Consider the following 26,940-nt stretch of genomic DNA (forward strand, 5'->3'; position numbering starts at 1 on the left):
GACCGGGCGGCGCCTATGCCGCCGAACGATCGTTCGCCGGCGCCTTGGCCGGCAGGCCCGTGGACAGGGCCTCGGCGATGGCCCGCGCCGCGGCGGTCACGGCCACGGGCCGGCGCAGCAGGGCGTCGGCGCCCGCGGCAAGCGCGGCCTGGCACTCGCCGGCGTCGCCGGTGGTGAGGGCCACGACCGGGGTCCGGGCCGCGGCGCCCGTCAGCCCGCGCAGCGCCGCGATGGTGTCCGCCCCGTCGGCGACCACGAGGTCCAGGTCGCAGATACGGGCGAGATCGACGGCGCGGCTCCCGTCGGCGGCATGGACCACCTGGTGGCCCAGTTGCTCCAGACTGGCCCGCAGCATGGCGGCGGCCAGGGTGTCGGTCTCCACGGTGAGGATGCGCAGGCGCCGGCCGGCGCGCTCGAGGGCAGGTGGGGGCGGCGGCTCGGCGGCCCCCATCCGTACGGCGGGGTCGAAGGGCAGCTCCAGGGTGAAACAGCTCCCGACGCCCGGGGCGCTCTCGGCGCGCAGGTCTCCGCCCATCAGCCGGGCGAGCTGGGTCGCCAGCGGCAGGCCCAGGCCGGCGCCGCCCGCCCCCGCGCTGGTGCGGGCGACACGCTCGAACGGGCGCAGGGCCGACGCCAGCTCCGGGTCCGTGAGGCCGGGCCCCGTGTCGGCCACCGCGGCCGCGATGCGATCCCGCGCCGGCAGCGAAAGGCGGACTTCGACCCGGCCCCGGACGGTGAACTTCACGGCGTTGCCGATCAGGGCGGCCAGGACCTGGCGGACCCGAGCGGGATCGGCGATGGCGGCGCCCCCGCCATCGGCGAGGGCGGCGTCGACATGGACCGCCAGTTCCAGCCCCTTGGCGGCGGCGGCCGGCCGATGCAGCAGGATGAGGTCGCGGGCGACGGCGGTGAGGTCCACCGGCTGCGGCTCCACGGTCAGGCGGCCGGCCTCCGCGCTTTCGGCGTCCACGGTGGTCTCAAGCACTGCCAGCAGGTCGTTCACGGCGTCGAGGGCGGCGGAGATCTGCTGGCGCGAGGGCGCGGCGCGGCCCCGCCCGACAGCCGAGGCCAGCACATGGGCGACGCCGGTCAGGCCGTTGCGGATCTCGTCGGACAGGGTCGAGACCAGGTCGGACTTGGAGCGGGCCAGCCGGCGGGCCGCCTCCGCCTGCTCGACGCGCTCGGCGATCAGCACCTCGCGCTCGGCGGCCAGGGCGAACTGGCTGCGCAGGATGCGGTTGACCAGAAGGGCCAGCGCCAATCCCAGCGCCGCGGCGGCCAAGGCCAGGCGGGCCATCGCCGGGTTCCCGCCTCCGACGAAGAGTGCGACCAGGGGGCCGGCGATGGCCACGGGCGCCACAATCAGCAGGCTGGGCAGCCATGGGGTGGCGAAGACCACGCAGATCATGGCCGCGCCCAGGGTGAGCAACAGCAGGGTTTCGCGCACGGGGCCGGCGAAGTGGGCGAACAGGGCCAACTGGGCGATCGCCAGCGCCCAGACGAGGCCCGAGATGACATGCACCTGCGCACGCCTGCGTAGATCGGTCGCAGCCGGGGTCTTCAGCCAGTTCACGGCCGCATAGAACACGCCCCAACCCACCGCGAAGGCCGCGAAGCTGAGGCTCATCCAGGCCACGTTCGCCGCATGGCTGGCGACCCAGACGAAGATCGGCAGGCAGACGCCAAACGCCAGCAATGCATAGGGAAGCAGGGCGGTCTGAACGCTCATCCCCTGCGCGTCGGCGGTGAGGCCGAGGCCCGGGTCGGGCGACTTGGTGGCGGCCACAGACGGGTCCCTTCGCATGCGAGGGAGCACGATAGGAAGCCAGCCGTTGGCGCGCCGTTACGCGAGATCCTTAATCCACAGATTCGGTCGGCAACCTCCCGTTAAGCTTCGCGGCGCAAATGTCGAATCGCGGGACTCCGAAGCTGCTTCGGATGGGGGATGAGAGACGGGGATGGCGACGACGCGATCAGCGCTGACGGATGAGGATATCCGTACGCTGGTGAAAGGCGCGACGCCGGACGAGCGCGCGCTCGCGGCCCGCAAGCTTTGCCAGAACATGGATCGTGCGCCGCTCAGCGACGAGGATCGGGCGCTGGCCGCCGACATCCTGCGCGTCATGGCGGCCGATGCGGCCGAACTGGTGCGCAAGGCCATCGCCGAGACCTTGAGGTCCTCGCCCGTCGTGCCGCGCGATGTCGCGGTGCAGCTTGCGCGCGACGTCGAGGGCGTCTGCCTGCCGCTGCTCAGCTTCTCGCCGGCCTTCACGGACGCCGACCTGGCCGAGATCGTCCGCCTGGGCGGGCCCGTGCGCCAGGTGGCCATCGCCAAGCGGCCCGAACTGAGCCGCACCGTCACCGACAGCCTGGCCGAGCATGGGGGGGAGCGCGCCGTGGCGGCGGCCTGCGCCAATCCGGGCGCGGATTTCGCCGAGAGCAGCCTGAGTCGCGTCATCGACCGGTTCGAGGTTTCCGAGCGCGTGCTGGCGGCGGTGGCATACCGCAACGTCCTGCCGCTGGCGATCACGGAGCGGCTGATAAGCCTGGTCACCGACAAGGTCCGGGACCATCTGGTCACCCACCATGCGGTCACGGCCGAGACCGCCCTGGAGGTCGTCACCGGCGCGGCCGAGCGGGCGACCGTCGACATCGTCGACCAGGCGGGCCGGACCGCGGACGTGCGCGGCCTGGTCACGCACCTCAACGCCGAAAGGCGCCTCACCGCCTCGTTGCTGCTTCGGGCGCTGGCGAACGGGCACATGACCTTCTTCGAGTGGGGCGTGGCCGAGCTGGCGGGGGTGCCGCATCACCGCACCTGGCTGATGATCCATGACGCGGGGCCGCTGGGCCTGCGCGCGATCTACGAGCGGGCCGGCCTGCCCGCGCGGCTGTTCCCGGCGTTCCGTGCGGCGGTGGATACCTTCCATTCCATGGAATTCGATGGCGGCGCCAAGGACCAGGAACGGTTCCAGGAGCGCATGCTGCAGCGGTTCATGACCCAGCCGGAACAGGCCTCGCGGGAAGACGTGGACTATCTGCTCGCCCGCATGGACCGGACGGCCGGGGCCCCGCGCGAGGCCGAACGCGAAGCGGTGATGATCGGCTGATCCGCTTCCCTCGGGTCAGTCTTGCCTGCGCCGGAGCCGCGGCCCAAGCTGACGCGATGAGCGAAACGCCGAAGACGGAGCCGGCCGAGACGAAGCCGGCCGCGACGATCCTGCTCCTGCGGGACGAACCGGAATTCGAAGTCCTGATGGTCAAGCGCCATCACCAGATCGACTTCGCATCGGGCGCCCTGGTGTTCCCGGGCGGCAAGACCCATGCGGGCGACCAGGACCCGGCCTGGGCCGGCTACACCATGGGCTGGGACCAGTTCGACGAGGAACAGAGAACCCTCCGCATCGGCGCGATCCGCGAGGCCTACGAGGAGGCCGGCATCCTCCTGGCCGAGGGGCTGGACGGGTCCGACTTCGCCGAGGTGTGCGACCCGGACGTGCGCTCGGCGGTGGACCGGGGCGAGCGGGCGTTCATCGACGTGGTGCGCGAGCTGGGCGTGCGGCTGCGCCTGGACGCGCTGGCGGTCTTCGCGCGCTGGATCACGCCGACCATGATGCCGAAACGCTTCGACACCTGGTTCTACGCGGTCCGTGCACCGGCCGACCAGGTGGCGGCGGCCGACGGGCGCGAGGCGGTGGACGCCGAATGGATCGCGCCGGCCGAGATCCTGCGGCTGGCCGACGCCGGCGAGCGGACGGTGATCTTCCCGACGCGGATGAACGTGCAGCTTCTGGCCGAGGCGTCGAGCGCCGGGGACTGCGTGGCGCGCGCGCGGGCGCGCACGCTGGTCACCGTGTTGCCGAAGATGGAGACGCGTGCGGACGGACGGTATCTGGTCCTGCCGCCGGACGCCGGCTACGGCGCGGTGGCCGAGCCGATGGACCGCGCCGCTCTGGCGATGAAGGTCTAGGGACCCTAGGCGCCGAATTCCTTGATCCGGCCTTCGAGCTCCTGGACCAGGATCTTGCCGATCGGATGGTCCTCGGTCTTGATCTCGTCCCGCGCGGCCGCCTTGATGGCGTCGATATGCGCCTCGATCAGGCCCACAGGCGCCTGCAGGCGCTTGGACTTGTCGTCGATCAGGCGGCAGAGCAGGCCGGCGATGCGGGTGATCAGCGGGAAGCCGTAGGTGGCGCCGAGACCCTTCAGGTCGTGGGCGCGCAGGTAGAGGCTTTCCATGTTCTCGACGGTGGCGCCTTCGGCGCGGACGGTCTGGCGGGCGCCGTCGAGCTTGGTGATCTCGTCGTTCAGCCACTGGGTGAAGTTGCCCGAGAGGCTCTTCAAGGCCGCTTCAGCCTTGGCGATGGCCGCCGGATCGATGGCGCCGAGACGGCCGCCGCCCACCTTCAGACGAAGGGCGCTGGGGGCCTGGATCATCTGGCCGGACTTGGGTTCGCTCACGTGACACTCCCGAACGATCGCCCGTCGAAAGTAAGGTGAACCCGTTAACAACGGGTATTGGCCCGCGCGGGTCAGACCGAGAATTGTTCCGCCAGAACACGCTCTTCCAGGCTGCGGCCGGCGTCGAACAGCATGACCAGCGACACGTCGCGGTCCTCGGCGATGTAGACTTCCACCACGTTGGGAGCCTCGAAGTTGTCGGCCACGGCGCTGACCGGCCGCTTCGGCGCCTCCAGCACCTCGAGGCGCAGCCGAGCAGTGTGCGACAGCAGGGCGCCGCGCCAGCGGCGGGGGCGGAAGGCGCTGATCGGGGTCAGGGCCAGGATCTTCGCGTCCAGGGGGATGATCGGCCCGTGCGCCGACAGGTTGTAGGCGGTCGAGCCCATGGGCGTGGAAATGAGGGCGCCGTCGCAGATCATCTCCGACAGCCGCACCTTGCCATCGACCGAGATGCGCAGCTTCGCCGCCTGGCGGGTGGTGCGCAGCAGGCTGACCTCGTTGAAGGCCAGGGCCTCGTGGGTCTTGCCGTCGACGTCCACGGCCTGCATCCGCAGGGGATGAATCTCGGCCTGTTCGGCGGCGTTGATCCGGCCCAGCAGGTCCTCGTCGTGGTGGTCGTTCATCAGGAAGCCGACCGAACCGCGGTTCATGCCGTAGATCGGCTTGCCCGCGTCCATCAGTTCGTGGACCGTTTCCAGCATGAAGCCGTCGCCGCCCAGGGCGACGATAACCTGGGCCTCGTCGAGTCCGGCGTCGCCATAGCGCGCGACGAGTTTCTCCCGTGCCTCCTGGGCTTCCGGCCGGTTGCTGGCGACGAAGGTGAGGCGGGTGACGAACGACTTTTTCATCGGCCGCCAGAAACGCTGAAGCTCCGCGCCGTGTCAAACGGCGGTTCGAGTCAGATGTGCGACAGCGCCCGGGCGGCCTGGCGGAAGGCCGCGCCCGCCACCTCGGCGGTCACCGGGGCGAAGGCTACCGACGCCTTGCGCGCGCCTTCGGCGCCGCCGCCCGGCCGGCCCTCGTTGAGCTTGCGCGTCATCTCCAGGATGTCGGGGAAGACGCTGCGGTCGATGCCGACCGCGGCGCAGGCGAGCGCCAGCAGTTCCGGCCGGTCCGAATCGAGGGTCGCCTGGACGTGGTTCGAATCGAAGCGGCCCAGCATGGCGAGCGAGGTGGCGAAGAGGCCGAGACGGCCCTCCCGCAGGGCGCGGATCAGATAACCCGGCCGCAGCTGGCCGGCGGAGTGCAGCTTGTCGATCAGCCGCTGCTCCATCACCTCGCGCTCGCCCTCGCGCGCGGTGCGCGGCTGGGCCTCGGTGGAGACGCCGTTCTGGGCCTCGTTCATGGAGGCGGCGAGCGCCTCGTCCAGCACGGTGACGTCGAGGCGGAACCGGTCGGCCAGGCCCTGGCGGAGGGCGAGGCCCACCCAGAGGTACAGGCGCTTGGCGAGCTGGCCGGTCAGCTTGGGGTGCTGGGACAGCGGGGTGCGCAGGGCGGCGATCTGGCGCGAGGCCTCGACCAACTCGTCCATGTCGCTGAGCGTCAGCTCCGCGGTGGGGTTGCCGGCGAGGGCCGTGAGCACCGCGGGCTCGCCCTGTTCCAGGATCGCGGACACCACCGCGTGCGTGAGCCGGGGCCGGCGCGCCACCTCGATCTGATGCTCGATGGTGGCCTCGACCAGCAGCCGGATCAGGTCCAGCTCCTTGAGCACCGGGCTTTGCGAGATGATCGGGCGGGCGATCTCGATGTCGTCGAGCGCCAGCACATTGACGAGGGCGTTCGGCGCCCAGTCGGCGGCGGCCAGCTTCTCGGACAGGCGATGGCGGATGTCGCGCTCGGCCTCGACCACGAGGCTCATGAAGATCGAGGAAAGCAGGGCCTGGATCGCCGGACCCTTCATGGCTTCGCCGGCGTAGGGAGAATCGCAAAGATCCGCGATCGCCAGGAGCAGGCGTTCACGGTCCGCCGGCTGGCGGCTCTTGGCGAGATCGAGCAGGCTTTCGCTGCTCATCGCGAGACTCAACGCCGGATCTCCCATTTCTACAGTACGAACGCGGCTATAGCTGACTCTGGGCTTGCCGGGTGAAGACATGCTTAAGGGTTAAGCCCGGCCGGGAGGAATTAAGGACTTATGGACCAACCCCTGATCCTCGCCTTGGACCAAGGTACAACCTCTACGCGCGCCATCCTGTTCTCGGCGGACGGCCAGCCGCTGGCCGAGGCCGGCGCGCCGCTGCAGCAGCATTACCCGCGGGACGGCTGGGTCGAGCACGACGCCGAGGAGATCTTCCAAGCCTCCGTGGCCGCCCTGAAGGGCGCCGTGGAAAAGGCGGGCCGGGCCCTGGCCGAGGTGGCGGCGATCGGGATCACCAACCAGCGCGAGACCCTGGTGGTCTGGGAGAAGGCCTCGGGCCGCCCCATCCACAAGGCCATCGTCTGGCAGGATCGCCGCACCGAATCCGAGTGCGCCCGGCTGCGCGACCAGGGGCGGGAAAAGCGGGTGACGGAGATCACCGGCCTGCTGCTGGACCCCTATTTCTCAGGAACCAAGCTGGCTTGGCTGCTGGACCATGTGGCCGGAGCGCGGGCCGCGGCGGCGGCCGGCGAACTACTGGCCGGGACGATCGACACCTGGGTGATCTGGAAGCTGACCGGGGGCAAGGTCCACGCCACCGACGCCACCAACGCTTCGCGCACGCTGCTCTACGACATCCGCGCCGGCGAATGGTCGCCGGAGATGGGCGACATGCTGCAGGTTCCGCTGGGACTATTGCCCGACGTGCGCGACTGCGCCGGCGACTTCGGCGAGACGGATGCGGCGATCCTGGGCCGGGCGATCCCGATCCGCGGTGTGGCCGGCGACCAGCAGGCGGCCCTTATGGGGCAGGGCTGCATCCGCCCGGGCGAGATGAAGGCCACCTACGGCACCGGCTGCTTCATGCTGATCAACACGGGCGAGGCGGCGCCGGTCTCCGAGGCGCGGCTGCTGACCACAGTGGCCGCGCGGGTCGGGGGGCGGACGACCTATGCGCTGGAGGGCGCGATCTTCATCGCCGGCGCCGCGATCCAATGGCTGGGGGAAGGACTCGGCATCGACGGCGGACCCCAGGCGGCCGAGCGCCTGGCCATGGAGGCCAACGATGAGCTCGGCGTCGTCCTCGTGCCGGCGTTCACGGGCCTGGGCGCGCCGTGGTGGGACGCCAACGCCCGCGGCGCGATCTTCGGCCTGACGCGTGACGCCGGGCTGGCGGAAATCTCCCGGGCGGCCTTCGACGCCTGCGCGCTGCAGACCCGCGACCTGATCGAGGCCATGCGGGCCGACGCCCCCCAGGCGTTCAAGGGCGACGTCGAGCTGCGGATCGACGGTGGCATGTCGCGCAGCCCCTGGTTCAGCCAACGGCTGGCCGACCTCACCGGCGTAGGGGTTTGCCGCGCGACCTACCAGGAGACCACGGCCCTGGGCGCGGCCCTGTTCGCCGGTGTCGGGGCGGGCGTCTATCGCGATGTCGAGGAGGCTGCCGGCGCCAGGCCGAGGACCGAGGCCTATCGTCCCGCCATGGCGCCCGATCCTCGCGAGCGCGCCTACGCCCGCTGGCTGGACGCCGTGAACCGCGTCGGGACGATCTAGCCGATCCGGCCAGCGTCCGACTCCCCGGTGGAGGGCCGGCAGCCGTGGCATGCGTCTCAGTCCTGGTCCCAGGACGGGTCCCGCTTCTTCTTCCGAGGTGCAAACAAGCCGGGGTAGGGCGCCTTCCCGATGCGATACTCGCACCAGGCATCGTCCTTCGGGCATTCGAAGGTCTTGTCGAACACCTTCTTGAGCTTGGGACTGATGACGGCGTAGGTCGGCGCGTTCTCAGCCCCCTTGGCGAGCGCCTCGTCGCAGGCCGCCCGCTCGGCCTTTGTCAGCGCGAGAAGGTCGGCGGTCCGGCACCCCAGCTTCGCCCGCAAGGACGCGCGCGTCCCGGCGGCCTCCGGAGCTTCGGAGGGACGGACCCGCCAATCCAGGGCGGGCGTTTCCCTTGCCGCATTCTCCCTGGGCTGGACGGCAGGAGCTCTGGCGCCTGCGGCGGCCGCTTTCGCAGGCGTTGGTGCGGTGCGGGGCGTTGGCTTCGATCGTGGCGTCAGCTGCAGAAGCGTGACCTGCATGGCGTGGGGTTCGGGGACCTGTGGCGTCACCCGCGAAACCACGAAGGCCGCAAGGAGCGCGTGGAGAAGCACTGCGGCGATGAGTGCTGCGGACCGGCGCGAAAGAGCGGATTGTCGCAATGAGGCGCCCCCACGCGGCCCCGGCTGGCCCGCGGGAGGGACTTAGGTCGGCAGTGCGGCCGACATGTTGCCGGCGTGTATCCAAGCAGGCGAAACTATGTGTCGCCGAGCGCTGGCCCGGGAACTGTCCGTCGGCGCATCCGGTCTACTGAGAAGAGGTCGATCTAAACCAGCCGCACGCCCGGCGCCCCGGCGATGAGCCGCCCCACGATGGCGGCGCCCTCGAAGCCTCGGGCCTTTGCCAGGGCGAGCAGAGCGTCGGCCTCCTCCGGGGCGACCGCGATCAGGAGGCCGCCGCTGGTCTGGGGGTCGGTCAGCAGGTCGCGGCGCCAGGCTGGAATCCCGGGGTCTTCGACGGCGTCGCCGTAGCTCTCCCAGTTGCGGCCGGAGGCGCCGGTGCGGACGCCGGCCTGGAGCAGTTGCTCGACGCCCGGGAGCCGGGCGGGGGCGTCGGCGGCGAGCTCGGCGGTCAGGCCGGCGCCGCGGGCCATTTCCAGGGCGTGGCCGATCAGCCCGAAGCCGGTGACGTCGGTCACGGCGTGGACGCCGGCGACGTCCGACAGCGTCTGGCCCAGGACGTTGAGCTGCGTCGTGCTGGCGATGAGCGCATCGTAGCCAGCAGGGTCGAGCCGCTCCTGCTTGAAGGCCGCGCTGAGCACGCCGACCCCCAGCGCCTTGGTCAGGATCAGCACGTCGCCGGCGCGTCCGCCGCGATTGGTCAGCACCCGGTCGGGGTGGACCAGTCCCAGCGCCACCAGCCCGTAGATCGGCTCGACGCTGTCGATGGAGTGCCCGCCGGCGACGGGGATGCCGGCCGCCGCGCAGACGGAGGCTCCGCCTGAGAGGATCTTGCCGATCGTGTCGGGGCTGAGCTTGCCGACCGGCATGCCGACGATGGCCAGCGCCAGGATGGGCGTCGCCCCCATGGCGTAGACGTCGGACAGGGCGTTGGTCGCCGCGATCCGCCCGAAATCGAAGGGGTCGTCCACCACCGGCATGAAGAAGTCGGTGGTCGCCACCAGGGCCTGCTGGTCGTTGAGCCGCCAGACTGCGGCGTCGTCCGAGGTCTCGGTCCCGACCATCAGGTTCGAGAACGTGGCGGCGGCGGGCATCCGGGCGATAATGTCCTGGAGGACGGCCGGGGCGAGCTTGCAGCCGCAGCCGCCGCCGTGGGCGAGAGAGGTCAGGCGAATGGTGTCCGGCATGGGCCCTCCAACGGCGCGAACCGGGCTATAGCACCGCCATGGCCCTGGAGTTCACAGAGGATGCGTCGGCCGGCGCCTTGTCGCAGTTCGACATGGTCATCGACGTGCGCAGTCCCGGCGAGTTCGCCGAGGACCACCTGCCGGGCGCGGTGAACCTGCCCGTGCTGTCGGACGCCGAGCGCGCGCAGGTGGGCACGGTCTACGTCCAGCAGTCGCGGTTCACGGCGCGCCGCCTGGGCGCGGCCCACGTCGCGCGAAATGTCGCCCACCACCTCGAAACGGCCCTGGCCGACCGGCCGGGCGGGTTCCGGCCGCTGGTCTATTGCTGGCGCGGCGGCATGCGGTCGAACGCCATGGCGACGATCCTGTCGCAGGTGGGCTGGCGCACCACCGTGCTCGCCGGCGGCTATCGGACCTACCGCCGCCTGGTGGTCGAGCGGCTGTACGACAGCGAGCTGCCGCTGGATTTCGTACTGCTGGACGGCCAGACCGGCTCGGGCAAGACCGAGGTGCTGGGGCGGCTGGCGGGCCTGGGCCTGCAGACCCTGGACCTGGAGGCCCTGGCCGCGCACCGCGGATCGCTGTTCGGCGCCCTGGCGGGCCGCGCGCAGCCCAGCCAGAAGCTGTTCGAGAGCCGACTGCTGGCCGCCCTGGACGGGTTCGAGCCCGGCCGGCCGGTCGTGGCCGAGGCGGAATCCAGCAAGATCGGCGACCGGATGGTCCCCCCGGCGCTCTGGAGCCGCCTGGCCCAGGCGCCACGGATCGAGCTGGAAGCTCCGCGGCCCGATCGCGCGCGCTACCTGGTGGCGACCTACGGCGACCTGATCGCCGACCGGAGGGCGCTTGACGCGGCGTTCGTGCGCCTCCCGGTGCGGCCCAGCGCCGATCGGCTGGCCAAATGGCGCGCCATGGCCGACGCCGGCGCGTTCGCCGAGCTCGCCGAGGCTATCATGGGCCTGCACTACGATCCCGCCTACGACCGGTCGCGGCGCAAGCACGCCCGGCCGCGGCTGGCCGCCGTGCCGGTGGTTCCGACCGAGGGGGCCAGCCAGGCCGACGCGGCCGCCGAGATCGTCCGGTTGCTGGCGCGCTTGACGCCCGCATCGCGCGGCGCGACTCTTGAGAGTGAACAACGATCATAGGGAGAAGCGGCATGGCTGACGGTTCGGTCGCCGGCGTGACCTCGCTCAAGGGCAAGGTGAGCGCAGAGGAGTGGCAGGCGCGGGTGGATCTGGCCGCGCTCTACCGGCTGGTGGCGATGCACGGGTGGGACGATCTGATCTACACCCACATCTCGGCGCGGATCCCCGGGCCCGAACACCATTTCCTGATCAATCCCTACGGATTGCTGTTCGAGGAGATCACCGCCTCGTCGCTGGTGAAGATCGACCTGGACGGGAACATCCTCCAGGAGACCCCCTACTTCATCAATCCGGCGGGTTTCACGATCCACTCGGCGATCCACGCCGCGCGCGAGGACGCCAAGTACGTGATGCACCTGCACTCCGACCAGGGCGTCGCGGTGGCGGCCCAGAAGGAGGGGCTGTTGCCGATCTCCCAGCACGCGCTGATCGTGCTGCCGCGGCTGGCCTACCACGACTACGAGGGCATCGCCCTGAACCACGACGAGCGGGAGCGGCTGGTCGCCGACATCGGCGACAAGACGCTGATGTTGCTGCGCAATCACGGGACGCTGTCGGTGGGGGACACCGCCGCCAACTGCTGGATCGGCATGTACTACCTTGAGCGGGCCTGCACGATGCAGGTCATGGCGCTGGCGGGCGGCCGGGAGAACATCCTGATCGCCCCGGAAGCGTCGCAGGCCGAGGTGAGGTCCCAGGTTTCCCGCGGCATCGGCGGGGCGCTGCCGTGGCCTGCCTGCCTGCGCAAGCTGGACCGCGAGTCGCCCGGCTACGACGCCTAGCTGACGCAACGACTACGGCTTGTGCAAACGGGCGCCCCGTTACGGGCGCCCGTTTCAGTGTCTGGGAGAAGTTTCAGCGCCGCAACGCACAGCCATCCTGCTGTCACTGGACCGCGTATATGGAGCCATCCTAAGAGCGCTGCCGACTTTACTAGTAATACGCCTGCGTTCGCGCGGGTGATGGGGACCCGTAGTTTGATCCGACGCCACTTCTTCCTCGTTGCGGCCCTTGTGGTCCTGGTCGTCATGGTCGTGGCCGGCGGCTTCAAGGTGCTGACCAAGAGGTCGGTCGGCGCCGGCCCGGGCGGCCAGGCCACCATGACCCAGGGGGGCGGCGCCGGGGGAGGCCAGGGCATGGGCGGGGCCCGTCGTGGCGGCGCGTTCGGCGGCCCGACGCTGGTCTCCATGGCGACGGTGCAGCCGCGCGTCTTCGAAGACACGATCGAGGTGCTGGGCGTGGCCAAGGGCCGTCAGTCGGTCACCCTGACCGCGGCGACGACCCAGCTGGTGGACCGCGTCCGGTTCAAGGACGGCCAGCGCGTGGCGCGCGGCGCGGTCCTGGTGGAGCTGAAGGACACCGAACAGAACGCGGGCACGGCCCAGGCCGAAGCTCGGCTGGTCGAGGCCCGGCGCGCCTACGACCGCTACAAGACCCTGGGCGAGCAGGGTTGGACTTCCAAGGCGCAGGTCGAACAGTACGAGGCCGCCTGGCGCTCGGCCCAGGCCGACGTGGCGGCCGCCAAGGCCCGCCAGGGTGACCGCACCATCCGCGCCCCCTTCGCGGGCGTTGTGGGCCTCTCGGACGTCGCGCCTGGCGCGCTGGTCAACCCCGGCGCGCCGATCGTGACCCTGGACGACGTCTCGGTCATGCGCGTCGATTTCCAGGTGCCGGAGCGCTACCTGGGACAGCTCCGCGAGGGCCAGACGCTGCTGGCCACGGCGGACGCCTATCCTGGTGAAACCATCGCCGGGCGCATCGCCCAACTGGACACCCGCGTGGATGAGCGCACCCGCGCCATCACCGCCCGGGCCGAATTCCCGAACGGCTCCGGCAAGCTGAAGCCCGGCATGCTGGTGCGGGTCGGCGTCTCCCGCGGCCAGCGCACCAATCCCAGCGCGCCGGAATCGGCGATCTCGGTCCAGGGCGACGGCGCCTTCGTCTTCCTCCTGCACACCCGGCCGGCGGGTGCGGGACAACCGGGCGGGACCATGGTCGAGCAGCGGCCCATCGTCACCGGCCTGCGGCAGAAGGGTTTCGTGGAGATCACCGACGGCGTGAAACTGGGCGACCGGATCGTCGCCGACGGCCTGAACAAGATCCAGCCCGGCCAGCCGGTGCGCATCGCCGGCCCCGGCGCGCGGCCCGCCCAGGCCGGCGCGCCAGAGCTCAAGACCGCCAATCCCCAACCCACGTCAGGAGCGCGGCCCGCCGGTTCGCGACCCGCGGCATGATGCTTTCCGACATCTCGGTCCGTCGCCCGGTCTTCGCCGCCGTCGCGGCGATCATCCTGTGCGTGGTGGGCATCGCATCGTTCAGCGCGCTGACGGTGCGCGAACTGCCCAGCGTCGATCCGCCCGTGGTCGGCATCTCCACCACCTACCGCGGCGCCTCGGCCGAGGTGATCGAGGAACGGATCACCGAGCTGATCGAACGCCAGGTGGCGGGGATCGAAGGCATCGACCGGGTCCAGTCCTCCTCGCGCGACGGCTCCTCGCGCATCAACATCTCGTTCAAGCTGGATCGCGACCTGGACGCCGCCGCCAACGACGTGCGCGATGCGGTCAGCCGAGTGACGGCGCAGTTGCCGGAGCAGGCCGATCCGCCGCAGATCCAGAAGGCGAACGCCGACTCCTCGCCGATCCTGTTCCTGAACTTCACCTCGCAGACGTTGAACCGGCTGCAGCTGTCGGACTACGCCCAGCGCTACCTGGTGGAACGGCTCTCGACCGTGCCGGGGGTCGCCACCGTGGGCGTCGGCGGGGCCCAGTTCTATTCGATGCGGATCTGGCTGAACCCCGACGCCATGGCGGCGCGTGGGATCACCGTAGAGGACGTCGAGGCGGCCCTCACCAGCCAGAACGCCGAGCTTCCGGCCGGTTCGCTGGAGGCTCCGGCGAAGGACTTCACCATCCGCGTCGCCCGCGGCTACGCGACGCCCGAGCAGTTCTCGCGCATGCCGATCGTGGCCTCGCGCACGGCCACCGCGACCCAGAACTCCGCGGCCCTTGGCGGCGCGTCGGCCACCGCGGGAGCGGCCCAAGGCGCGATGCGCGACGTGGTCGGCGCCTCGGCGGCCCAGGGCTACATCACCCGCCTCGGCGACATCGCCCGGGTGGAAGAGGGGCCTGACGAGCGCCGGCGGCTGTTCCGGTCGAACGGCAAGGACATGGTGGGTATCGCCATCACCCGTCAGAGCCAGGCCAACGACCTGGAGATCTCGGACGGCGTCCGCGCGGCCATCAAGGAGATCAACGCGACCCTGCCGAAGGGCACTCAGCTCGGCGTCTCGGTGGACTACACCGAGTTCACCCGCCACGCGATCGAGGAAGTCTGGGTCACCATGGCGATCTCGCTGGGGTGCGTGGCCCTGGTGAACTTCCTGTTCCTGGGCACCTGGCGCGCGGCGATCATCCCGACGGTCGTGGCGCCGATCTGCATCCTGTCGACCTTCATCGTGCTGGCCCCGCTGGGCTTCTCGATCAACCTGCTGACCCTGCTGGCCCTGGTGCTGGCCATCGGCCTGGTCGTCGACGACGCCATCGTCGTGGTCGAGAACATCCAGCGACGCATCGACGATGGCGAGCCGCCGATCGTCGCCGCCCAGCGCGGGGCGCGGCAGGTGTTCTTCGCCGTGGTCGCGACCACCATCGTGCTGATCTCGGTGTTCGCGCCGCTGATGTTCCTGCCGGGCTTCATCGGCCGGCTGTTCGTGGAGCTGGCGGTCTCGGTGGCCGCAGCCGTGGGCTTCTCGGCCATCCTGGCGCTGTCCCTGTCGCCGATGCTGGCGTCCAAGCTGCTGCGGCCGGCGCACGGCGAAGGCTGGCTGGCCCGCCACATCGACGCGGGCATGCACAAGCTCAAGACCTCGTACCACGCCTCCCTCGAAGGGATGCTGGGCCGCCGCGCGGTGTCGTTCGGCGCCTCCGGCCTGGTCGTGGTCCTGGCCGTGGTCGCCTTCGGCATCTTCAGCGTCCTGCCGCGCGAACTGACTCCGGAGGAGGATCGTCGCCGGGCGCAGGTGTCGTTCTCTGGTCCCGAGGGCGCGGGCTTCGACTACACCCTCGCCGCCAGCCGGCAGGTGGAGAAGATCCTCACCAAGCACCTGAACGATGGCACGCTCGAGCGCTACGTCTTCTCGATGCCCAGGTTCGGCAACAACTCGTTCAACTCGGGCGGCGGCAACGCCATCCTGTCGGACAAGACCAAGATCACCGCCCCGGAACTGGCGGCGACGCTGAACCGCGAACTGGCCTCCGTGACTTCGGTGCGCGCCATCGTCTCGCCCGAAGGCGGGCTGCAGCGTGGCGGCCCCGGCAGCGGCGGGGGCGGCGGCGGCACCAGCATGCAGATGATCGCCACCGGCACCGACTATCCGGAGATCTCGCGCTGGATTCAGCCGATCCTGTCGGCCGCGAACAACAATCCCGGGCTGGCGCGTCCGCGCCTGGACTACGAGCCGACCAGCCCACGGGTGATCGTCAACATCGACCGCGAGAAGGCGGCCGCCCTCAACGTCTCGGCCCAGACCATCGGCCGCGCGCTGGAGACCCAGTTCGGCTCGCGGCGGGTGACGACCTACATCAAGAACGGCCAGGAGTACGACGTGCTCCTTCAGACCGATCGCGAGCGCCGGCAGACCGAGCAGGACCTGAACAAGCTCTACGTCCGCGCCGGCTCCGGCGAGGCGATACCGCTATCCTCGGTGGTGACAACCCAGGTACGGGGCGACACGCCCGACCGTCCGCGGGTCGACCGGTTGCGCTCCATCAGCCTCTCTGTGCAGCTCAACCCGGGCTATTCCATGGGCGAGGCCATCGCGTTCTTCCGGGCCGAGGCGGCCAAGCAGCCGGGCGCGGTGACCGTGAAATGGGGCGGCGGCGCGCGGGACTATCTCGAGGCGTCGGGCTCGGTCGGGCTGGCCTTCGGCATGGCGCTGCTCCTGGTGTTCCTGGTGCTCGCGGCCCAGTTCGAGAGCTGGATCCACCCGGCCGTCATCATGCTGACCGTACCGGTGGCGGCGGTCGGCGGGCTGTTCGGCCTCCTGCTCGTGGATTCCTCGATCAACACCTACAGCCAGATCGGCCTGATCATCCTCATCGGCATCGCCGCCAAGAACGGCATCCTGATCGTGGAGTTCGCCAACCAGCTGCGCGACGAGGGCCTCTCGATCCGCGAGGCGGTGATCGAGAGCGCCAGCCTGCGCCTGCGCCCGATCATCATGACCTCGATCTCGGCGGCGGCGGGCGCGATCCCGCTGATCGTCTGGGGCGGCGCGGGCGGCGAGGCGCGCAAGACCATCGGCGTCACCATTTTCTTCGGGGCGATCTTCGCCACCCTGGTGACATTGTTCGTGGTGCCGGTGTTCTACAACATGCTGGCGCGCTTCACGAAGTCTCCCATGGCCACCGCCCGCCGCATCGAGGCCTTCGAGGAAGCCGAGAAGGCCCGCGTCGCGAACGCAGCCGAATAGCGCCGGGGATCCCGTAGAGCCCCAGGGAAATCCGGCGCCCGCCGTCCGGCCGGCGCCAGGGATCCTGTAAAAGGGGGGGTGTCAGGTCCCTGGGCCCGGCCGGCGACGGGGGGCGTCGCCCTTCGGATTGGGGTGTCGATCCAGACAGATGCTCTTCATCGACACCCGCAACATGGCGGGTGTGGTTCTGCGCGTCAAGGTTGTCGGTGCGCGAAATATTGCGCCCTGCGGGCGAGCTGCCTACTGCGCCTTGTGGCCGGTCTCGACCATCAGGTAGCCGATGAGGTCGGTGCGGTCCTTGGCGTCCTTCAACCCCGCGAAGGACATCTTGGTGCCGGGCAGGAAGGTCATCGGCTTTTCCAGCCACTGGTCGAGGTGGCTTGCGTCCCACACCCAGCCGGCGTTCTTCAAGGCGTCGGAATATTTGAAGTCCGGATTGCTGGCCGACTTCTTCCCGAACACGCCGTGCAGGTTGGGGCCGGTCATATTGGCGCCGCCGGGGGCGATGGTGTGGCAGGACTGGCAGAGCGCGAACTTCGCCTTGCCGTTGGCCAGGTCGGCGGTGTTGTAGGGCGCGGGGTACGACGCCAGGATCGCCTGCTTGTCGGCGTCGCTGAGCTCGGGCGCGGCGGGCGCAGCCGGGGCCGAGGCGGTGTCGGGCGGCGAGGCGCTCTCCTGGGGCTTGCTGCAGGCCGCGGCGAGGGTGACGAGAGCGGCGGCGGCGAGGATCGGTCCCAGGCGCATGGAAATCTCCGGCTACGAAATCGGCGGCAAACTAGCTGCGGCTTGGGGGATGTCTAGAGCTGCTTGCGCCGTTCCCGGTTCACGGCCTGGTCGAGGGCCTGCAGGAAGCGCGAGCGGTCGGCGGCGGCGAACGGGCGGGGGCCTCCGGTGATCTCGCCGGTCGAGCGGATATGCTCCATGATCGACCGCTGGGCGAGCGCCGAGCCGATCGAGTCCGGCGTGAACGGCCGACCGTTCGGGGCGATGGCCGCGCCGCCTGCCTTCAGCACCCGGTCGGCCAGCGGAATGTCGTTGGTGACCACGATGTCGCCGGGCTGGGTCTGCTCGGCGATCCAATCGTCAGCCACATCGGGCCCGGCGTCGACGATCCGGCGCTCGATCATCGGCGACTGGGGGATCTGGATGAAGCTGTTGGAGACGACGAACGTCTTCAGGCCGTATCGCGCGGCGACCTTGTAGGTCTCGTCCTTCACCGGACAGGCATCGGCGTCGATGAAGATGCGCATCGGTCCCGGCACTACAGGATTCCGCCGCGCGCCTCACGCGCCTTTGATCGGCGTCGCCGGACAAGCGCCACTTTTGGCGTGTTAAGTTCCATGTGTTGGGGGTGTTTCGAAAAGGGGGTGACCCCATGGAAAGCTTCTGGATGCGGGCGTTGGACGACGCCGAACGGGCCGAGGCCAGGGCAAAGGCCCTGCGGGCGCGCTTCGGCGAGAGCGCGGAGGCCCGCTGCCGCGCCGAACTGCAGAGTTTCGACGAGCGAGACCCACGCCGCCGCCGTGTCGCCGACGTCTTTCGCGCCCTGCGCTGGACCTGAGCGAGAAGTCCTCGGGCAGGTACATCTCCGGCGGGACCGGCACGCGCGTATCGCGCCCGCCGAACCCGTCGGCCAGTTCGCGGGGATGTGATCGAGCCTAAGCGTCTCGGGTTCGGTGAACGACGTCGGACAGGTCTCGCGCGGAAAGAGGCCCCCTTGAGGCGCCGCATGTGACAACCTCGCGACGATCCGCGCCGTCGCCGGCCGGCCCCCCCGGTTCAGCGATCGCCACCGGCGGCCACGCGCCGCCCCGCGCCGCACGCCGCGGCCTGATCCTCCGCGGTCTTGGCGATGGTCTTGAAGCGCGCCTCGAGGTCGCCGACGACGACGGCGTCGGTGCTGCGCGCCAGGATCTCCTTGTTCAGGTAGCGCGAGGTCACCGTGTAGTTGAGGCTGCCGAACCAGGCGGAGCGGTGGCCGCCGTCGTCGATGATGACGAACTTGGCGTGCATCGGCAGGCCTTCCGCGTCGCAGTACCGGCGGACTTGGGCGCCGGCCTTGTCCAGCTGGCGGACCACCCCGCTTGGCACGCGCCGCCGCGTCTCGTGGACCACGAGGTCGACGTCCGCCCCGCGCGCCGCCGCGGCCGCCAGCGTCTTGGCGAAGGGGCCGTCGTCCATGTGCGAGATGGCGGCCTGGACGCTGTCGCCAGGGCCCAGCCGGGCGATCCGCCGTTCGACCACATCGGGCCGCAGGCGCGGGAAAAAGTAGAGCCGAGCGTCCTCCAGCTTGACCGGCCGGTTCTCGCGGCGGCCGAAGCGGCCGCCCTTGCCGTGCCAGAGGCGCTCGGCCGCTCGGCGCAGGGCGCGGGTGGTGTCGGGATCGCGGAAGCCGACCAGAAGGTTCTCGCCCCGGTCCTGGTCGCCGATGTCGGCGATCAGCTTCGGGTCGTCGACCGCGTCGCCGGACGGGTTGAACGAGCCGATCAGCACTTCGGGCTGCGGGCCGGAGAAGGCGTAGACCTTGGCGTGCAGGTGGGCGGCGCCGAACCACGCGCGGTGCAGGCGCAGGCCATCGCCCAGGCCCGCGCGGAGGCTGGCGATGACCGCGTCGTTCGCCTTGCTCCGCCGGGGGCTGCCCTCGATCCGGACGCGGACCCGCACGCCGCGCTTCTGGGCGGCCACCAGGCTGTCGGCCAGGCCCTGGTCGCGGAAATAGTAAGTGGCCCAGGTGATCTCGCTGCCCGGCGGCGCGGCGTCCACCCGCGCCTTCAGCAGGTCGCGCAGCGCGCCCGGCGGCTGGTCCGGCCCGCCGAAATAGATCTCAGTGGCAGGCCGCGCCGCGGCGGGGCTGGGCGCCTCGTGGGCTGGCGGGGGGCCGATATCCATGGGCATGGGTTGCGCTCCGTCCGCTATGTCGCCTCGGAGGCGGACGGAGCGGCGCCTGAGGGTTCGTTCAGATCGCGATGCATAAGGTCTAGCTAGGGCTTCGGACGCTGGCCGCCAACCAGGTTCGGGTTCAATTTGAGTTGTATCGTCCTGCAAAGCTCGTCGCCCTGATCGTGATCCGAACTATCTGAGCGCGGCCAGCCAGATCAACGGAAGGGGAGGCGAACGGAACTCTGCGGCTCTAGTGCGAGCGCCGGATGTGGCGGATGATGTGCAAGCGGAAGATCCGACCCCCGCCCCAACGCCACGCCGGCACGGTGGCACGCCTGCAGGCGCCATGGTGGAAGCGGCCATTCCTGCGCGGTCGATGATCCGGCCGGTGGGCCTACGCGTGATACCCAGCAGCCTTGACCGCCTCAGGCCCCGGCTCCCGCCGGGGGGCCATTTTGCCTTCTAGGCTCCGGCGGTGCGGCGCCGACGAAGCATCGCGCCCGTCGATCCGAAGCCCAGGATCATAAGCGCCCAGGTGGTGGGCTCTGGCACCGTGGTGTTGAGCGTCGTCTTGCAGCACCTCTGATTCAGTTCGCCCGCATGGGTCGTGACCCGGATGTCAGTCGGATTAAGTTTGAAGTTCACCGAAATGGCGCCAGCGTCGGGCCCCGTTCCGTACTCATAACCCCAGATGCTCAAGCGGTTACCGAAAGCCGCTGCGCTGCCGGAGGCGGCAAAGTCTTCGATGCGAGTGTCTGGCTGATCGCTCCAAAGCGCGGTGCTCAGATAGACCTGACGGTAGCCGGTCAGGTAGCCGTTACAGAGGCATCGCTGCGGATTGAGCTGGTTGGCGCGGATCGCGTCGAAGGCGATGAGATCCTGGCTCGAGCTGCTGCCTTCAAATGAATAGTCGACACCATTGAGCGTGAACACAGCACCGAGGCTGTAGTCCTGCTCCGGTCCCTCGTCCTCATAGAAACTGTAGACGACCTTGAATGTCGCGTTGGTATATGCGCCCGGCGTGCCCCAATAGCCTTCGCCGTCGTAGCCCGTAGCGGTGCCGGTATACTCGATATCGACGTACACGCCCGCAGCGACCGGCGTGGCCGTCAAGAAGGCGAGTGCGGTTAGGGCCGCCAGAATCTTACGCATGTTACTGTCCCCCAAGCTTTGCCTTTAACCAGTCGCCGTTCGAGCGCGAGAGTCAACGCGACACACGTATGGGGCGATCCGCAACGGCAAGATGCTCGGCGACGCTCTGGCCCTAGGCGGCCTGGCTCCGCAGCGGTTAGTGGCCTCTCCCGATATGAGCTTCAGAACTGCCGGACGCCCGGTTCCTCAACGACCTTCTCGCAAGCGCCGCTGAACGTCGTGCCGATGAAGGTCAACTCGATCTCGCCTGACTGCCGGTCGATCTTCACGGCCCGCGAGGGCCCCAGTATCCCGCGCACCTTGCCCAGGATCGTGTCGCCCTGGAGATCGACCGCGATAAGCGGCCACCAGGCGCTGCCCCCTTGAGTTCGGGAAGGTCGGTGGCAGCGGAAATGAAGCTTGGTCGGGGCCGAAGCGCACATGGACTCGTCCGTTGGCGAACACGCCGGCATCGCCATCAAGGGTTCCGATCAGAGGGACGAGGCGGAGGCGGGGAGGGATGTTGTCGTTGGCGGCGAGCATGGGGCCATTATTGGTCCCGAAGTCCGGGGCTTCTAGAACGTCTGGTGAACAAAGTTCGAGGCTATTTCGGGACCCGCTTTCCCGATGATGCCGACGTTTCCCGTCCGTTCCCGACTGGACGGCGGCCCAGGGCGCCGGTAAATCGCCCGTCTCCCCTCGGTGGAGGCGGAGCGCCGGATTAGCTCAGCTGGTAGAGCAGCGGTTTTGTAAACCGAAGGTCGCGGGTTCGAGTCCTGCATCCGGCACCATTCCCTCTCTTGCGGCGCGCGCGCTATGCTCCGCGGAAAAGGGGGAAGCCATGCGTTTCGATGAGTACCGGTCGCACGACGCGGTGGGGCTGGCGGCCTTGGTGGCCAAGGGCGAGGTGACGCCCGACGAGCTGCTGGACGTGGCGGTGGCGCGGTCGGCGGAGGTCAATCCGAAGATCAACGCCGTGACCATGGACCTCAGCCACCGCGCGCGGGGCGCCAAGGCGCCCGGCGGGCCGCTGGCGGGCGTGCCCTACCTGCTCAAGGACCTGGGCGCGGCGCTGGAGGGGACGGCCACCTCCAACGGCTCCCGGGTGTTCGCCGACCAGACGGCGGCCGCCGACAGCGCGATCACCCGACTCTACAAGGCCGCCGGTCTCAACATCTTCGGCAAGACCAACACGCCGGAATTCGGTCTGTGGCCATTCACCGAGGGCGAGTTGCTGGGCGTCTGCCGCAACCCCTGGGACCTGGGCCGCACGCCGGGCGGATCGTCGGGCGGCGCAGCGGCGGCCGTGGCGGCCGGGATCACGCCCGCCGCCCACGCCAGCGACGGGGGCGGCTCGATCCGTACCCCGGCCTCGTGCTGCGGCCTGTTCGGGATGAAGCCGTCGCGCGGGCGGGTGTCGTTCGCGCCGGCCGGCGAGGGCTGGGCGGGCGCCTCGATCCAGCACGCGGTGACGCGGTCGGTGCGCGACAGCGCGGTCCTGCTGGACATCGCCTGCGCGCCACAGCCGGGCGACCCCTATTTCCTGGCGCCGCCCGAGCGGCCGTTCGCCCAGGAGGTGGGCCGCGATCCCGGCCGGCTGCGCATCGCCTTCACCGACGCGGCGCTGCAGGCCGACGCGCTGGATTCCGAGTGCGCCGCCGCCGTGCGCGACGTGGCCAAACTGTGTGAGGGCCTGGGCCACCAGGTCGAGCTGGTGAAGGTCCCCGGCGACTTCGCCGCCATGCAGGCGGCCGCAGGGCAGGTGATCGCCGCCAGCGTGGCGGCCACCCTGGACGCCGAGGCCGAGCGCCGCGGCCGGCCGATCGCCGACGGCGAGGTCGAGGCCCTGACCATGACGACCTACCGGCGCGGCCAGGCGGTCTCGGCGTCGGACTATGTCCGCGGCGTCCAGACGCTGCACGCGTTCGGGCGCGCGGTGGCCGGGCTGTTCGACGACTATGACGTGTTGCTCACCTCGACCCTGGGCGAGCCGGCCATCCCCATCGGCCACGTGCTGGAGGACGTCCGCCAGATCGGCCAGCGGCTGTTCCACTTCATGCCCAACACCCAGGGCTTCAACAACACGGGGCAGCCCGCGATGACCGTGCCGCTGGCCTGGAGCGCGGGCGGCCTGCCCATCGGGTTGCAGTTCGTCGCCCGGCTGGGCGACGAAGCGACGCTGTTCCGGCTGGCGGGGCAGTTGGAGCGGGCCAGGCCCTGGTTCGACCGCACGCCAGAGCTTTAGGCCCGCAGGTTGCAACGCACCCGGCGCAAGTCGGGGGTGCGTGCCGAGACGGGACGCAACGCCTCCGGCGGCCCGGTGTGCCTGGGGGGGCGACCGGGCCCAACGTCTGCGAGACGGACGTTGGCTGCAGGTGGTCCGGTACAGCGGCGCGTAGGGTCACAATGCCCTGGCCGGACCGCCTGCGGCGTTTATTTCCCCGGTCCCCCGCGGCCACGCCGACGCTGCTGCGTCAGATAGACGGCGATGACGCCAGTGGCCACGAGGCCGATCAGCAGGGTCGAAACCGCATTGATCTTCGGGTCCACGCCCAGCCGCACCTGGCTGTAGAGGCGCATGGGCAGGGTGGTGGCGCCGGGGCCCGAGGTGAAACTGGCGATCACCAGGTCGTCCAGCGAGAGCGTGAAGGCCAGCATCCAGGCTGCGGCCACCGCGGGCGCGATGCCGGGCAGGGTGACGAGCGCGAACGCCTTCCACGGCGGACAGCCGAGGTCCTGGGCGGCCTCCTCGAGGTTGCGGTCGAAGGTCGCCAGCCGGGCCTGAACCACCACGGTGGCGTAGGCGAGCGTCAGGGTCGAGTGGCTCAAGGTGACAGTCCAGAAGCCGCGCGGCAGGCCGGCGGCCACGAACAGCAGCAGCAGCGACAGGCCCAGGATCACCTCGGGCATGACGAGGGTGGCGTAGACGCCGCCCGCCAGCGCCGTGCGGCCCCGGAAGCCGCCGCGCACCAGGGCCACGGCGGCCAGGGTTCCCAGCACCGTAGCGAGGGTCGCCGACAGCACGCCCACGCGCAGGGTGACCCAGACGGCGTCCAGCATCTGGGCGTCCTGGAACAGGGCCACGTACCAGCGGGTGGAGAAACCACCCCAGACGGTGACCAGCCGGCTGGCGTTGAACGAATAGACCACCAGGATGACGATGGGCGCGTAGAGGAACGCCAGGCCCAGGACCACCGAGGCGATGTTGAAGGGGGACGGGCCTCGCTTCACCGCAGCACCTTCCCCTGCTCGCGCTCGAACAGCAGGATCGGAACGACCAGGGTGGCCAGCAGCACGATCGCCACCGCCGAGGCGGCCGGCCAGTCGCGGTTGGCGAAGAACTCGGTCCAGATCACCCGGCCCAGCATCAGGGTCTCGGACCCGCCCAGCAGGTCGGGGATCACGAACTCGCCCGCCATCGGGATGAAGCAGAGTAGGGCGCCCGCCGCCGCGCCGGGCAGGGAGAGCGGGAAGGTCACCCGCCAGAACGCCTGGAGCGGCGTCGCGCCCAGGTCCTGCGCTGCCTCGATCAGGCTCTCGTCCTGCTTCTCCAGCACGGCGTAAAGCGGCAGCACCATGAAGGGCAGATAGGCGTAGACCAGACCCAGCAGGACGGCCGTCTCGGTGTTCAGGATGTCCACCGGCGGCAAGCCCAGCGCGCCCAGGGCCGCGTTCAGGATGCCGGCCGGCTTCAGGATGGCGATCCAGGCGTAGATGCGGATCAGGAAGCTGGTCCAGAACGGCAGGATGACCGCCATCACCAGCGCCTGGCGCACCGCCGGCGGGCAGCGGCTGATCCCGTAGGCGAGGGGGTAGCCGATCAGCAGCAACAGGCCCGTGCCGGTCGCGGCGATCCGCAGGCTGGAGAGGTAGGCGTCGAGGTAGAGACGGTCCCTCGTCAGCCGCGCATAGGTCTCGCCGTCCAGGGCCGCGAAGAAGGCCTGCAGGCCCGCCAGCCCCTGGCTCCAGTCGATGCGGGGGGCGTAGGGCGGCATCGCCAGGGCCGTGTCCGAGAAGGACAGCTTGGCCACCAGCAGGAAGGGGAAGGCGAAGAACAGCGCCAGCCACAGGAACGGCAGGATCGCGGCGAGGCCCGACTTGCCGCCCTTCATTTGGTCAGCACTACGGCGCTGGAGGGGGCGAAGGTGAGCCAGACGGGATCGCCGCAGCCCAGGGGGCGGTCGACGGCCCGGGTGGTGTTGGCGCGCGCGGCGCGAATCGTACGGCCCGGCGCCACCTCGACCAGATAGGTGGTCCAGTCGCCGAGATAGCCGTAGTCCAGGATCTTCCCCGCCAGGCGGTTGCGCGGGTCTGCCGGGGGGTCGAGGTGGATGGCGATCTTCTCCGGGCGCACGGCCAGCCAGACCTGATCGCCCACCGCCGCGGCGCCCTCGGCGTCGAAGCGGTCGTCGCCGGCCTGCAGCCGCAGCAGCGGTCCTTCGGCGGCGCTCACCCGGCCCTCGAACAGGTTCACGTCGCCGATGAAGCCGGCCACGTAGCGGTCGGCCGGCGCCTCGTAGATCTCGGCCGGGCGGCCAGCCTGGACGATCCGCCCCTCGCGCATCACCGCGATCCGGTCGGCGACCACCATGGCCTCGTCCTGGTCGTGGGTGACGATCATGAAGGTCATGCCCAGGCTCTGCTGCAGGGACATGAGCTCGAACTGGGTCTCCTCGCGCAGCTTCTTGTCGAGAGCGGCCATGGGCTCGTCGAGCAGCAGGATGCGGGGGCGCGGGGCGAGCGCGCGGGCCAGGGCCACGCGCTGGCGCTGGCCGCCCGAGAGCTGGTCGGGGCGGCGGCCGCCCAGGCCCTCCAGCTTCACAAGGGCCAGCATCTCCTCGACCCGGCCGGCGATCTCGGCCTTCGCCATCCCCTGGCGCCTGAGGCCGAAGCCGATGTTCTGGGCGACATTCAGGTGCGGAAACAGGGCGTAGGCCTGGAACATCATGTGGACCGGCCGCCGATGGGGCGGGTCGGCCTGTATGTCGCGGCCCTCCAGCATGATCCGGCCGGCGTCGGGGCTCTCGAAGCCGGCGAGCATCCGCATCAGGGTGGTCTTGCCGCAGCCGGAGGGGCCCAGCAGGGCGAAGAACTCCCCCTCGTAGATCGAGAGGTCGACGGCCTTCACAGCGACCGTGTCGCCGAACGCCTTCGACACGCCGTCGAAGCGCACCAGCGGGCGCGCCGCCGGGTCCTCCCAGGGCGCGAAGCTGGAGCGGACGCCGCCGATCTGCGGCCGCGGGCTTGGGGTCCGACAGTTCAACGCCCCGTCAGCACCCGGGTCCACTGGCGGTTCACCTCGCGCAGCAGATCCTGGTCCTTGGTGGTGGTGACGAAGAGGCGCTTGGACAGCTCGGGCGTCGGATAGACGTTCGGGTCGGTGCGGATCGCCTCGTCCACCAGCGGCGTCGCCGCCGTGTTGGCGTTGGCGTACTGGGTGTAGTTCGACGCCTTGGCGATGATCTCGGGCCGCAGCATGAAGGCGATGAACCTGTGCGCGGCCGCAGGGTTCGGGGCGTCCTTGGGGATCGCGAAGACGTCGAACCACACCTGGCTGCCTTCCTTGGGCACGGCATAGGCGACCTTGACGCCGTTCTTGGCTTCCTCGGCGCGCGTCTTGGCCTGCAGCACGTCGCCGGAATAGCCGATGGCCAGGCAGATATCGCCGTTGGCCAGGGCGTCGATGTACTCGGACGAGTGGAACTTCCGCACGAACGGCCGCACCTGCATCAGCATGGCGGTGGCGGCCTCGTAGTCGGCCGGGTTCTTGGAATTGGCGTCCTTGCCCAGGTAGTGGAGCGCGACGGCGTACATGTCCTCCGAAGCATCGAGGAAATAGACCCCGCAGTCCTTGAGCTTGGCCAGCACCAGCGGGTCGAACACCACCCTCCAGCTGTCGATCTTCACGCCGGGCAGGCGCTTGGCGACGGCGTCGGCGTTGTAGCCGATGCCGATGGTGCCCTGCATGTAGGGGACGGCGTAGGCCGCGCCGGGATCGAAGGGCGCCAGGTGCGCCATCAGCTCGGGCGAGAGCTTATCGAGGCCCGGGAGCTGTTCCTTGTCCAGCGGCCGGATCGCGCCGGCGGCGATGTAGCGGGGTAGATTGTGGTTGGAGGGGACGACCAGATCGTAGCCCGTGCCGCCCTGCAGCACCTTGGTCTCGAGCACCTCGTTGGAATCGAAGGTGTCATAGGTGACCTTGATCCCGGTCTCCTTGGTGAACTGCGTCAGCAGGGCGGGGTCGATATAGTCGGACCAGTTGTAGATCCTGAGCGTCCCGCTCGCCTTGGCGTCGGCCTTCTCCGCTGTCTTCGGGCTGCACGCCGCCAGCACCAGCGCCGCCGCCAGCGCCAAACCCCGCAAGACTCTGTGCATCCGA

General features: G+C 70.0%; 24 protein-coding genes and 1 tRNA gene. 10 read left to right on the plus strand and 15 right to left on the minus strand.

The window, feature by feature from the left end:
* Positions 1-13: 13 nt before the first annotated feature.
* The gene (locus EPO51_RS21980) at positions 14-1,786 is read right to left on the minus strand and encodes an ATP-binding protein (protein WP_293354641.1); all 1,773 of its coding nucleotides are present in this window, start codon (positions 1,784-1,786) and stop codon (positions 14-16) included.
* A 172-nt stretch (positions 1,787-1,958) separates the two neighbouring features.
* Here EPO51_RS21980 and spbR point away from each other — a divergent pair, with 172 nt between their 5' ends.
* Both spbR and EPO51_RS21990 read left to right on the plus strand, forming a co-directional pair.
* A complete protein-coding gene (gene spbR / locus EPO51_RS21985; RefSeq protein ID WP_293354644.1) occupies positions 1,959-3,110 on the plus strand; it encodes a SpbR family protein in 1,152 nt (383 codons plus the stop codon).
* 56 nt (positions 3,111-3,166) lie between these two features.
* Positions 3,167-3,970, plus strand: a complete 804-nt coding sequence (locus tag EPO51_RS21990) for an NUDIX hydrolase (protein WP_293354647.1) — start codon at positions 3,167-3,169, stop codon at positions 3,968-3,970.
* Positions 3,971-3,975: 5 nt separating this feature from the next.
* Here the strand turns inward: EPO51_RS21990 and EPO51_RS21995 are convergent, their stop codons facing one another.
* The 3 genes from EPO51_RS21995 to EPO51_RS22005 form a co-directional block, all read right to left on the minus strand.
* Positions 3,976-4,437 (minus strand): Hpt domain-containing protein, encoded by a 462-nt coding sequence (locus tag EPO51_RS21995; RefSeq protein ID WP_465246621.1) that lies wholly within the window; start codon positions 4,435-4,437, stop codon positions 3,976-3,978.
* 95 nt (positions 4,438-4,532) lie between these two features.
* A complete protein-coding gene (locus EPO51_RS22000) occupies positions 4,533-5,309 on the minus strand; it encodes an NAD kinase (RefSeq protein ID WP_293354653.1) in 777 nt (258 codons plus the stop codon).
* Positions 5,310-5,359: 50 nt separating this feature from the next.
* Complete coding sequence (locus tag EPO51_RS22005; RefSeq protein ID WP_293354656.1) at positions 5,360-6,472, minus strand: DUF2336 domain-containing protein; 1,113 nt, start codon at positions 6,470-6,472, stop codon at positions 5,360-5,362.
* 120 nt (positions 6,473-6,592) lie between these two features.
* On the opposite strand from EPO51_RS22005, the gene glpK reads away from it, so the two are divergent.
* Positions 6,593-8,089, plus strand: coding sequence for a glycerol kinase GlpK (glpK, locus tag EPO51_RS22010; protein WP_293354659.1), 1,497 nt, complete (start codon positions 6,593-6,595; stop codon positions 8,087-8,089).
* Positions 8,090-8,145: 56 nt separating this feature from the next.
* Here the strand turns inward: glpK and EPO51_RS22015 are convergent, their stop codons facing one another.
* Together EPO51_RS22015 and selD are read right to left on the minus strand one after the other, a co-directional pair.
* On the minus strand, positions 8,146-8,610 hold the full coding sequence (locus EPO51_RS22015) for a hypothetical protein (RefSeq protein WP_293354662.1): 465 nt from the start codon (positions 8,608-8,610) through the stop codon (positions 8,146-8,148).
* Positions 8,611-8,894: 284 nt separating this feature from the next.
* Positions 8,895-9,935: a selenide, water dikinase SelD gene (gene selD, locus EPO51_RS22020; protein ID WP_293354665.1), complete on the minus strand. Its 1,041-nt coding sequence runs from the start codon at positions 9,933-9,935 to the stop codon at positions 8,895-8,897.
* 38 nt (positions 9,936-9,973) lie between these two features.
* Between selD and mnmH the strand changes: the two genes are divergently transcribed.
* The 4 genes from mnmH to EPO51_RS22040 all read left to right on the plus strand — a co-directional run bounded on the left by mnmH (position 9,974) and on the right by EPO51_RS22040 (position 16,550).
* The gene (gene mnmH / locus EPO51_RS22025) at positions 9,974-11,077 is read left to right on the plus strand and encodes a tRNA 2-selenouridine(34) synthase MnmH (protein WP_293354668.1); all 1,104 of its coding nucleotides are present in this window, start codon (positions 9,974-9,976) and stop codon (positions 11,075-11,077) included.
* An 11-nt stretch (positions 11,078-11,088) separates the two neighbouring features.
* The gene (locus tag EPO51_RS22030; RefSeq protein WP_293354671.1) at positions 11,089-11,859 is read left to right on the plus strand and encodes a class II aldolase/adducin family protein; all 771 of its coding nucleotides are present in this window, start codon (positions 11,089-11,091) and stop codon (positions 11,857-11,859) included.
* 195 nt (positions 11,860-12,054) lie between these two features.
* Positions 12,055-13,311 carry an efflux RND transporter periplasmic adaptor subunit gene (locus EPO51_RS22035; RefSeq protein WP_293354675.1) on the plus strand — a complete coding sequence of 419 codons (1,257 nt, stop codon included), beginning with the start codon at positions 12,055-12,057 and terminating at the stop codon, positions 13,309-13,311.
* Positions 13,311-16,550 carry an efflux RND transporter permease subunit gene (locus EPO51_RS22040; RefSeq protein WP_293354741.1) on the plus strand — a complete coding sequence of 1,080 codons (3,240 nt, stop codon included), beginning with the start codon at positions 13,311-13,313 and terminating at the stop codon, positions 16,548-16,550. The genes EPO51_RS22035 and EPO51_RS22040 overlap by 1 nt, the downstream gene beginning before the upstream one ends.
* Before the next feature lie 240 nt (positions 16,551-16,790).
* Here the strand turns inward: EPO51_RS22040 and EPO51_RS22045 are convergent, their stop codons facing one another.
* Positions 16,791-17,294, minus strand: a complete 504-nt coding sequence (locus EPO51_RS22045) for a c-type cytochrome (RefSeq protein ID WP_293354678.1) — start codon at positions 17,292-17,294, stop codon at positions 16,791-16,793.
* A gap of 53 nt (positions 17,295-17,347) precedes the next feature.
* Positions 17,348-17,800, minus strand: coding sequence for a YaiI/YqxD family protein (locus tag EPO51_RS22050; RefSeq protein WP_293354681.1), 453 nt, complete (start codon positions 17,798-17,800; stop codon positions 17,348-17,350).
* A 125-nt stretch (positions 17,801-17,925) separates the two neighbouring features.
* On the opposite strand from EPO51_RS22050, the gene EPO51_RS22055 reads away from it, so the two are divergent.
* Positions 17,926-18,111: a hypothetical protein gene (locus EPO51_RS22055; RefSeq protein ID WP_293354684.1), complete on the plus strand. Its 186-nt coding sequence runs from the start codon at positions 17,926-17,928 to the stop codon at positions 18,109-18,111.
* A 218-nt stretch (positions 18,112-18,329) separates the two neighbouring features.
* Here EPO51_RS22055 and EPO51_RS22060 read toward each other — a convergent pair whose 3' ends face one another.
* The 3 genes from EPO51_RS22060 to EPO51_RS22070 all read right to left on the minus strand — a co-directional run bounded on the left by EPO51_RS22060 (position 18,330) and on the right by EPO51_RS22070 (position 21,040).
* The gene (locus EPO51_RS22060; protein ID WP_293354687.1) at positions 18,330-19,445 is read right to left on the minus strand and encodes a phospholipase D-like domain-containing protein; all 1,116 of its coding nucleotides are present in this window, start codon (positions 19,443-19,445) and stop codon (positions 18,330-18,332) included.
* 447 nt (positions 19,446-19,892) lie between these two features.
* On the minus strand, positions 19,893-20,582 hold the full coding sequence (locus EPO51_RS22065; RefSeq protein WP_293354690.1) for a PEPxxWA-CTERM sorting domain-containing protein: 690 nt from the start codon (positions 20,580-20,582) through the stop codon (positions 19,893-19,895).
* Positions 20,583-20,743: 161 nt separating this feature from the next.
* Positions 20,744-21,040 (minus strand): hypothetical protein, encoded by a 297-nt coding sequence (locus EPO51_RS22070; protein ID WP_293354693.1) that lies wholly within the window; start codon positions 21,038-21,040, stop codon positions 20,744-20,746.
* A gap of 236 nt (positions 21,041-21,276) precedes the next feature.
* Here EPO51_RS22070 and EPO51_RS22075 point away from each other — a divergent pair.
* Together EPO51_RS22075 and EPO51_RS22080 are read left to right on the plus strand one after the other, a co-directional pair.
* Positions 21,277-21,352 (plus strand) — tRNA-Thr (locus tag EPO51_RS22075).
* Between the two features lie 50 nt (positions 21,353-21,402).
* On the plus strand, positions 21,403-22,806 hold the full coding sequence (locus EPO51_RS22080; protein WP_293354696.1) for an amidase: 1,404 nt from the start codon (positions 21,403-21,405) through the stop codon (positions 22,804-22,806).
* 188 nt (positions 22,807-22,994) lie between these two features.
* Here EPO51_RS22080 and EPO51_RS22085 read toward each other — a convergent pair whose 3' ends face one another.
* From EPO51_RS22085 to EPO51_RS22100, 4 genes are read right to left on the minus strand one after another with little or no spacing between them, the layout of a single operon-like run.
* The gene (locus EPO51_RS22085; RefSeq protein WP_293354699.1) at positions 22,995-23,792 is read right to left on the minus strand and encodes an ABC transporter permease; all 798 of its coding nucleotides are present in this window, start codon (positions 23,790-23,792) and stop codon (positions 22,995-22,997) included.
* Positions 23,789-24,673, minus strand: a complete 885-nt coding sequence (locus EPO51_RS22090; protein ID WP_293354702.1) for an ABC transporter permease subunit — start codon at positions 24,671-24,673, stop codon at positions 23,789-23,791. Before EPO51_RS22090 ends, EPO51_RS22085 begins: the two co-directional genes overlap by 4 nt.
* On the minus strand, positions 24,670-25,824 hold the full coding sequence (locus EPO51_RS22095) for an ABC transporter ATP-binding protein (protein ID WP_363201210.1): 1,155 nt from the start codon (positions 25,822-25,824) through the stop codon (positions 24,670-24,672). Before EPO51_RS22095 ends, EPO51_RS22090 begins: the two co-directional genes overlap by 4 nt.
* Positions 25,821-26,936: a polyamine ABC transporter substrate-binding protein gene (locus tag EPO51_RS22100; RefSeq protein ID WP_293354705.1), complete on the minus strand. Its 1,116-nt coding sequence runs from the start codon at positions 26,934-26,936 to the stop codon at positions 25,821-25,823. Before EPO51_RS22100 ends, EPO51_RS22095 begins: the two co-directional genes overlap by 4 nt.
* Positions 26,937-26,940: the final 4 nt, after the last annotated feature.

This window comes from Phenylobacterium sp. (genome assembly GCF_004297125.1).
Classification (GTDB): Bacteria; Pseudomonadota; Alphaproteobacteria; order Caulobacterales; family Caulobacteraceae; genus Phenylobacterium.

Bases quoted from the DNA above. Each gene is read 5' to 3' on its own strand.
- spbR (WP_293354644.1), top strand. From the start codon at position 1,959: ATGGCGACGACGCGATCAGCGCTGACGGATGAGGATATCCGTACGCTG.
- EPO51_RS21990 (WP_293354647.1), top strand. From the start codon at position 3,167: ATGAGCGAAACGCCGAAGACGGAGCCGGCCGAGACGAAGCCGGCCGCG.
- EPO51_RS21995 (WP_465246621.1), bottom strand. From the start codon at position 4,437: ATGATCCAGGCCCCCAGCGCCCTTCGTCTGAAGGTGGGCGGCGGCCGT.
- EPO51_RS22000 (WP_293354653.1), bottom strand. From the start codon at position 5,309: ATGAAAAAGTCGTTCGTCACCCGCCTCACCTTCGTCGCCAGCAACCGG.
- EPO51_RS22005 (WP_293354656.1), bottom strand. From the start codon at position 6,472: ATGAGCAGCGAAAGCCTGCTCGATCTCGCCAAGAGCCGCCAGCCGGCG.
- glpK (WP_293354659.1), top strand. From the start codon at position 6,593: ATGGACCAACCCCTGATCCTCGCCTTGGACCAAGGTACAACCTCTACG.
- EPO51_RS22015 (WP_293354662.1), bottom strand. From the start codon at position 8,610: ATGCAGGTCACGCTTCTGCAGCTGACGCCACGATCGAAGCCAACGCCC.
- selD (WP_293354665.1), bottom strand. From the start codon at position 9,935: ATGCCGGACACCATTCGCCTGACCTCTCTCGCCCACGGCGGCGGCTGC.
- mnmH (WP_293354668.1), top strand. From the start codon at position 9,974: ATGGCCCTGGAGTTCACAGAGGATGCGTCGGCCGGCGCCTTGTCGCAG.
- EPO51_RS22030 (WP_293354671.1), top strand. From the start codon at position 11,089: ATGGCTGACGGTTCGGTCGCCGGCGTGACCTCGCTCAAGGGCAAGGTG.
- EPO51_RS22040 (WP_293354741.1), top strand. From the start codon at position 13,311: ATGCTTTCCGACATCTCGGTCCGTCGCCCGGTCTTCGCCGCCGTCGCG.
- EPO51_RS22045 (WP_293354678.1), bottom strand. From the start codon at position 17,294: ATGCGCCTGGGACCGATCCTCGCCGCCGCCGCTCTCGTCACCCTCGCC.
- EPO51_RS22050 (WP_293354681.1), bottom strand. From the start codon at position 17,800: ATGCGCATCTTCATCGACGCCGATGCCTGTCCGGTGAAGGACGAGACC.
- EPO51_RS22055 (WP_293354684.1), top strand. From the start codon at position 17,926: ATGGAAAGCTTCTGGATGCGGGCGTTGGACGACGCCGAACGGGCCGAG.
- EPO51_RS22060 (WP_293354687.1), bottom strand. From the start codon at position 19,445: ATGCCCATGGATATCGGCCCCCCGCCAGCCCACGAGGCGCCCAGCCCC.
- EPO51_RS22065 (WP_293354690.1), bottom strand. From the start codon at position 20,582: ATGCGTAAGATTCTGGCGGCCCTAACCGCACTCGCCTTCTTGACGGCC.
- EPO51_RS22070 (WP_293354693.1), bottom strand. From the start codon at position 21,040: ATGGCGATGCCGGCGTGTTCGCCAACGGACGAGTCCATGTGCGCTTCG.
- EPO51_RS22080 (WP_293354696.1), top strand. From the start codon at position 21,403: ATGCGTTTCGATGAGTACCGGTCGCACGACGCGGTGGGGCTGGCGGCC.
- EPO51_RS22090 (WP_293354702.1), bottom strand. From the start codon at position 24,673: ATGAAGGGCGGCAAGTCGGGCCTCGCCGCGATCCTGCCGTTCCTGTGG.
- EPO51_RS22100 (WP_293354705.1), bottom strand. From the start codon at position 26,936: ATGCACAGAGTCTTGCGGGGTTTGGCGCTGGCGGCGGCGCTGGTGCTG.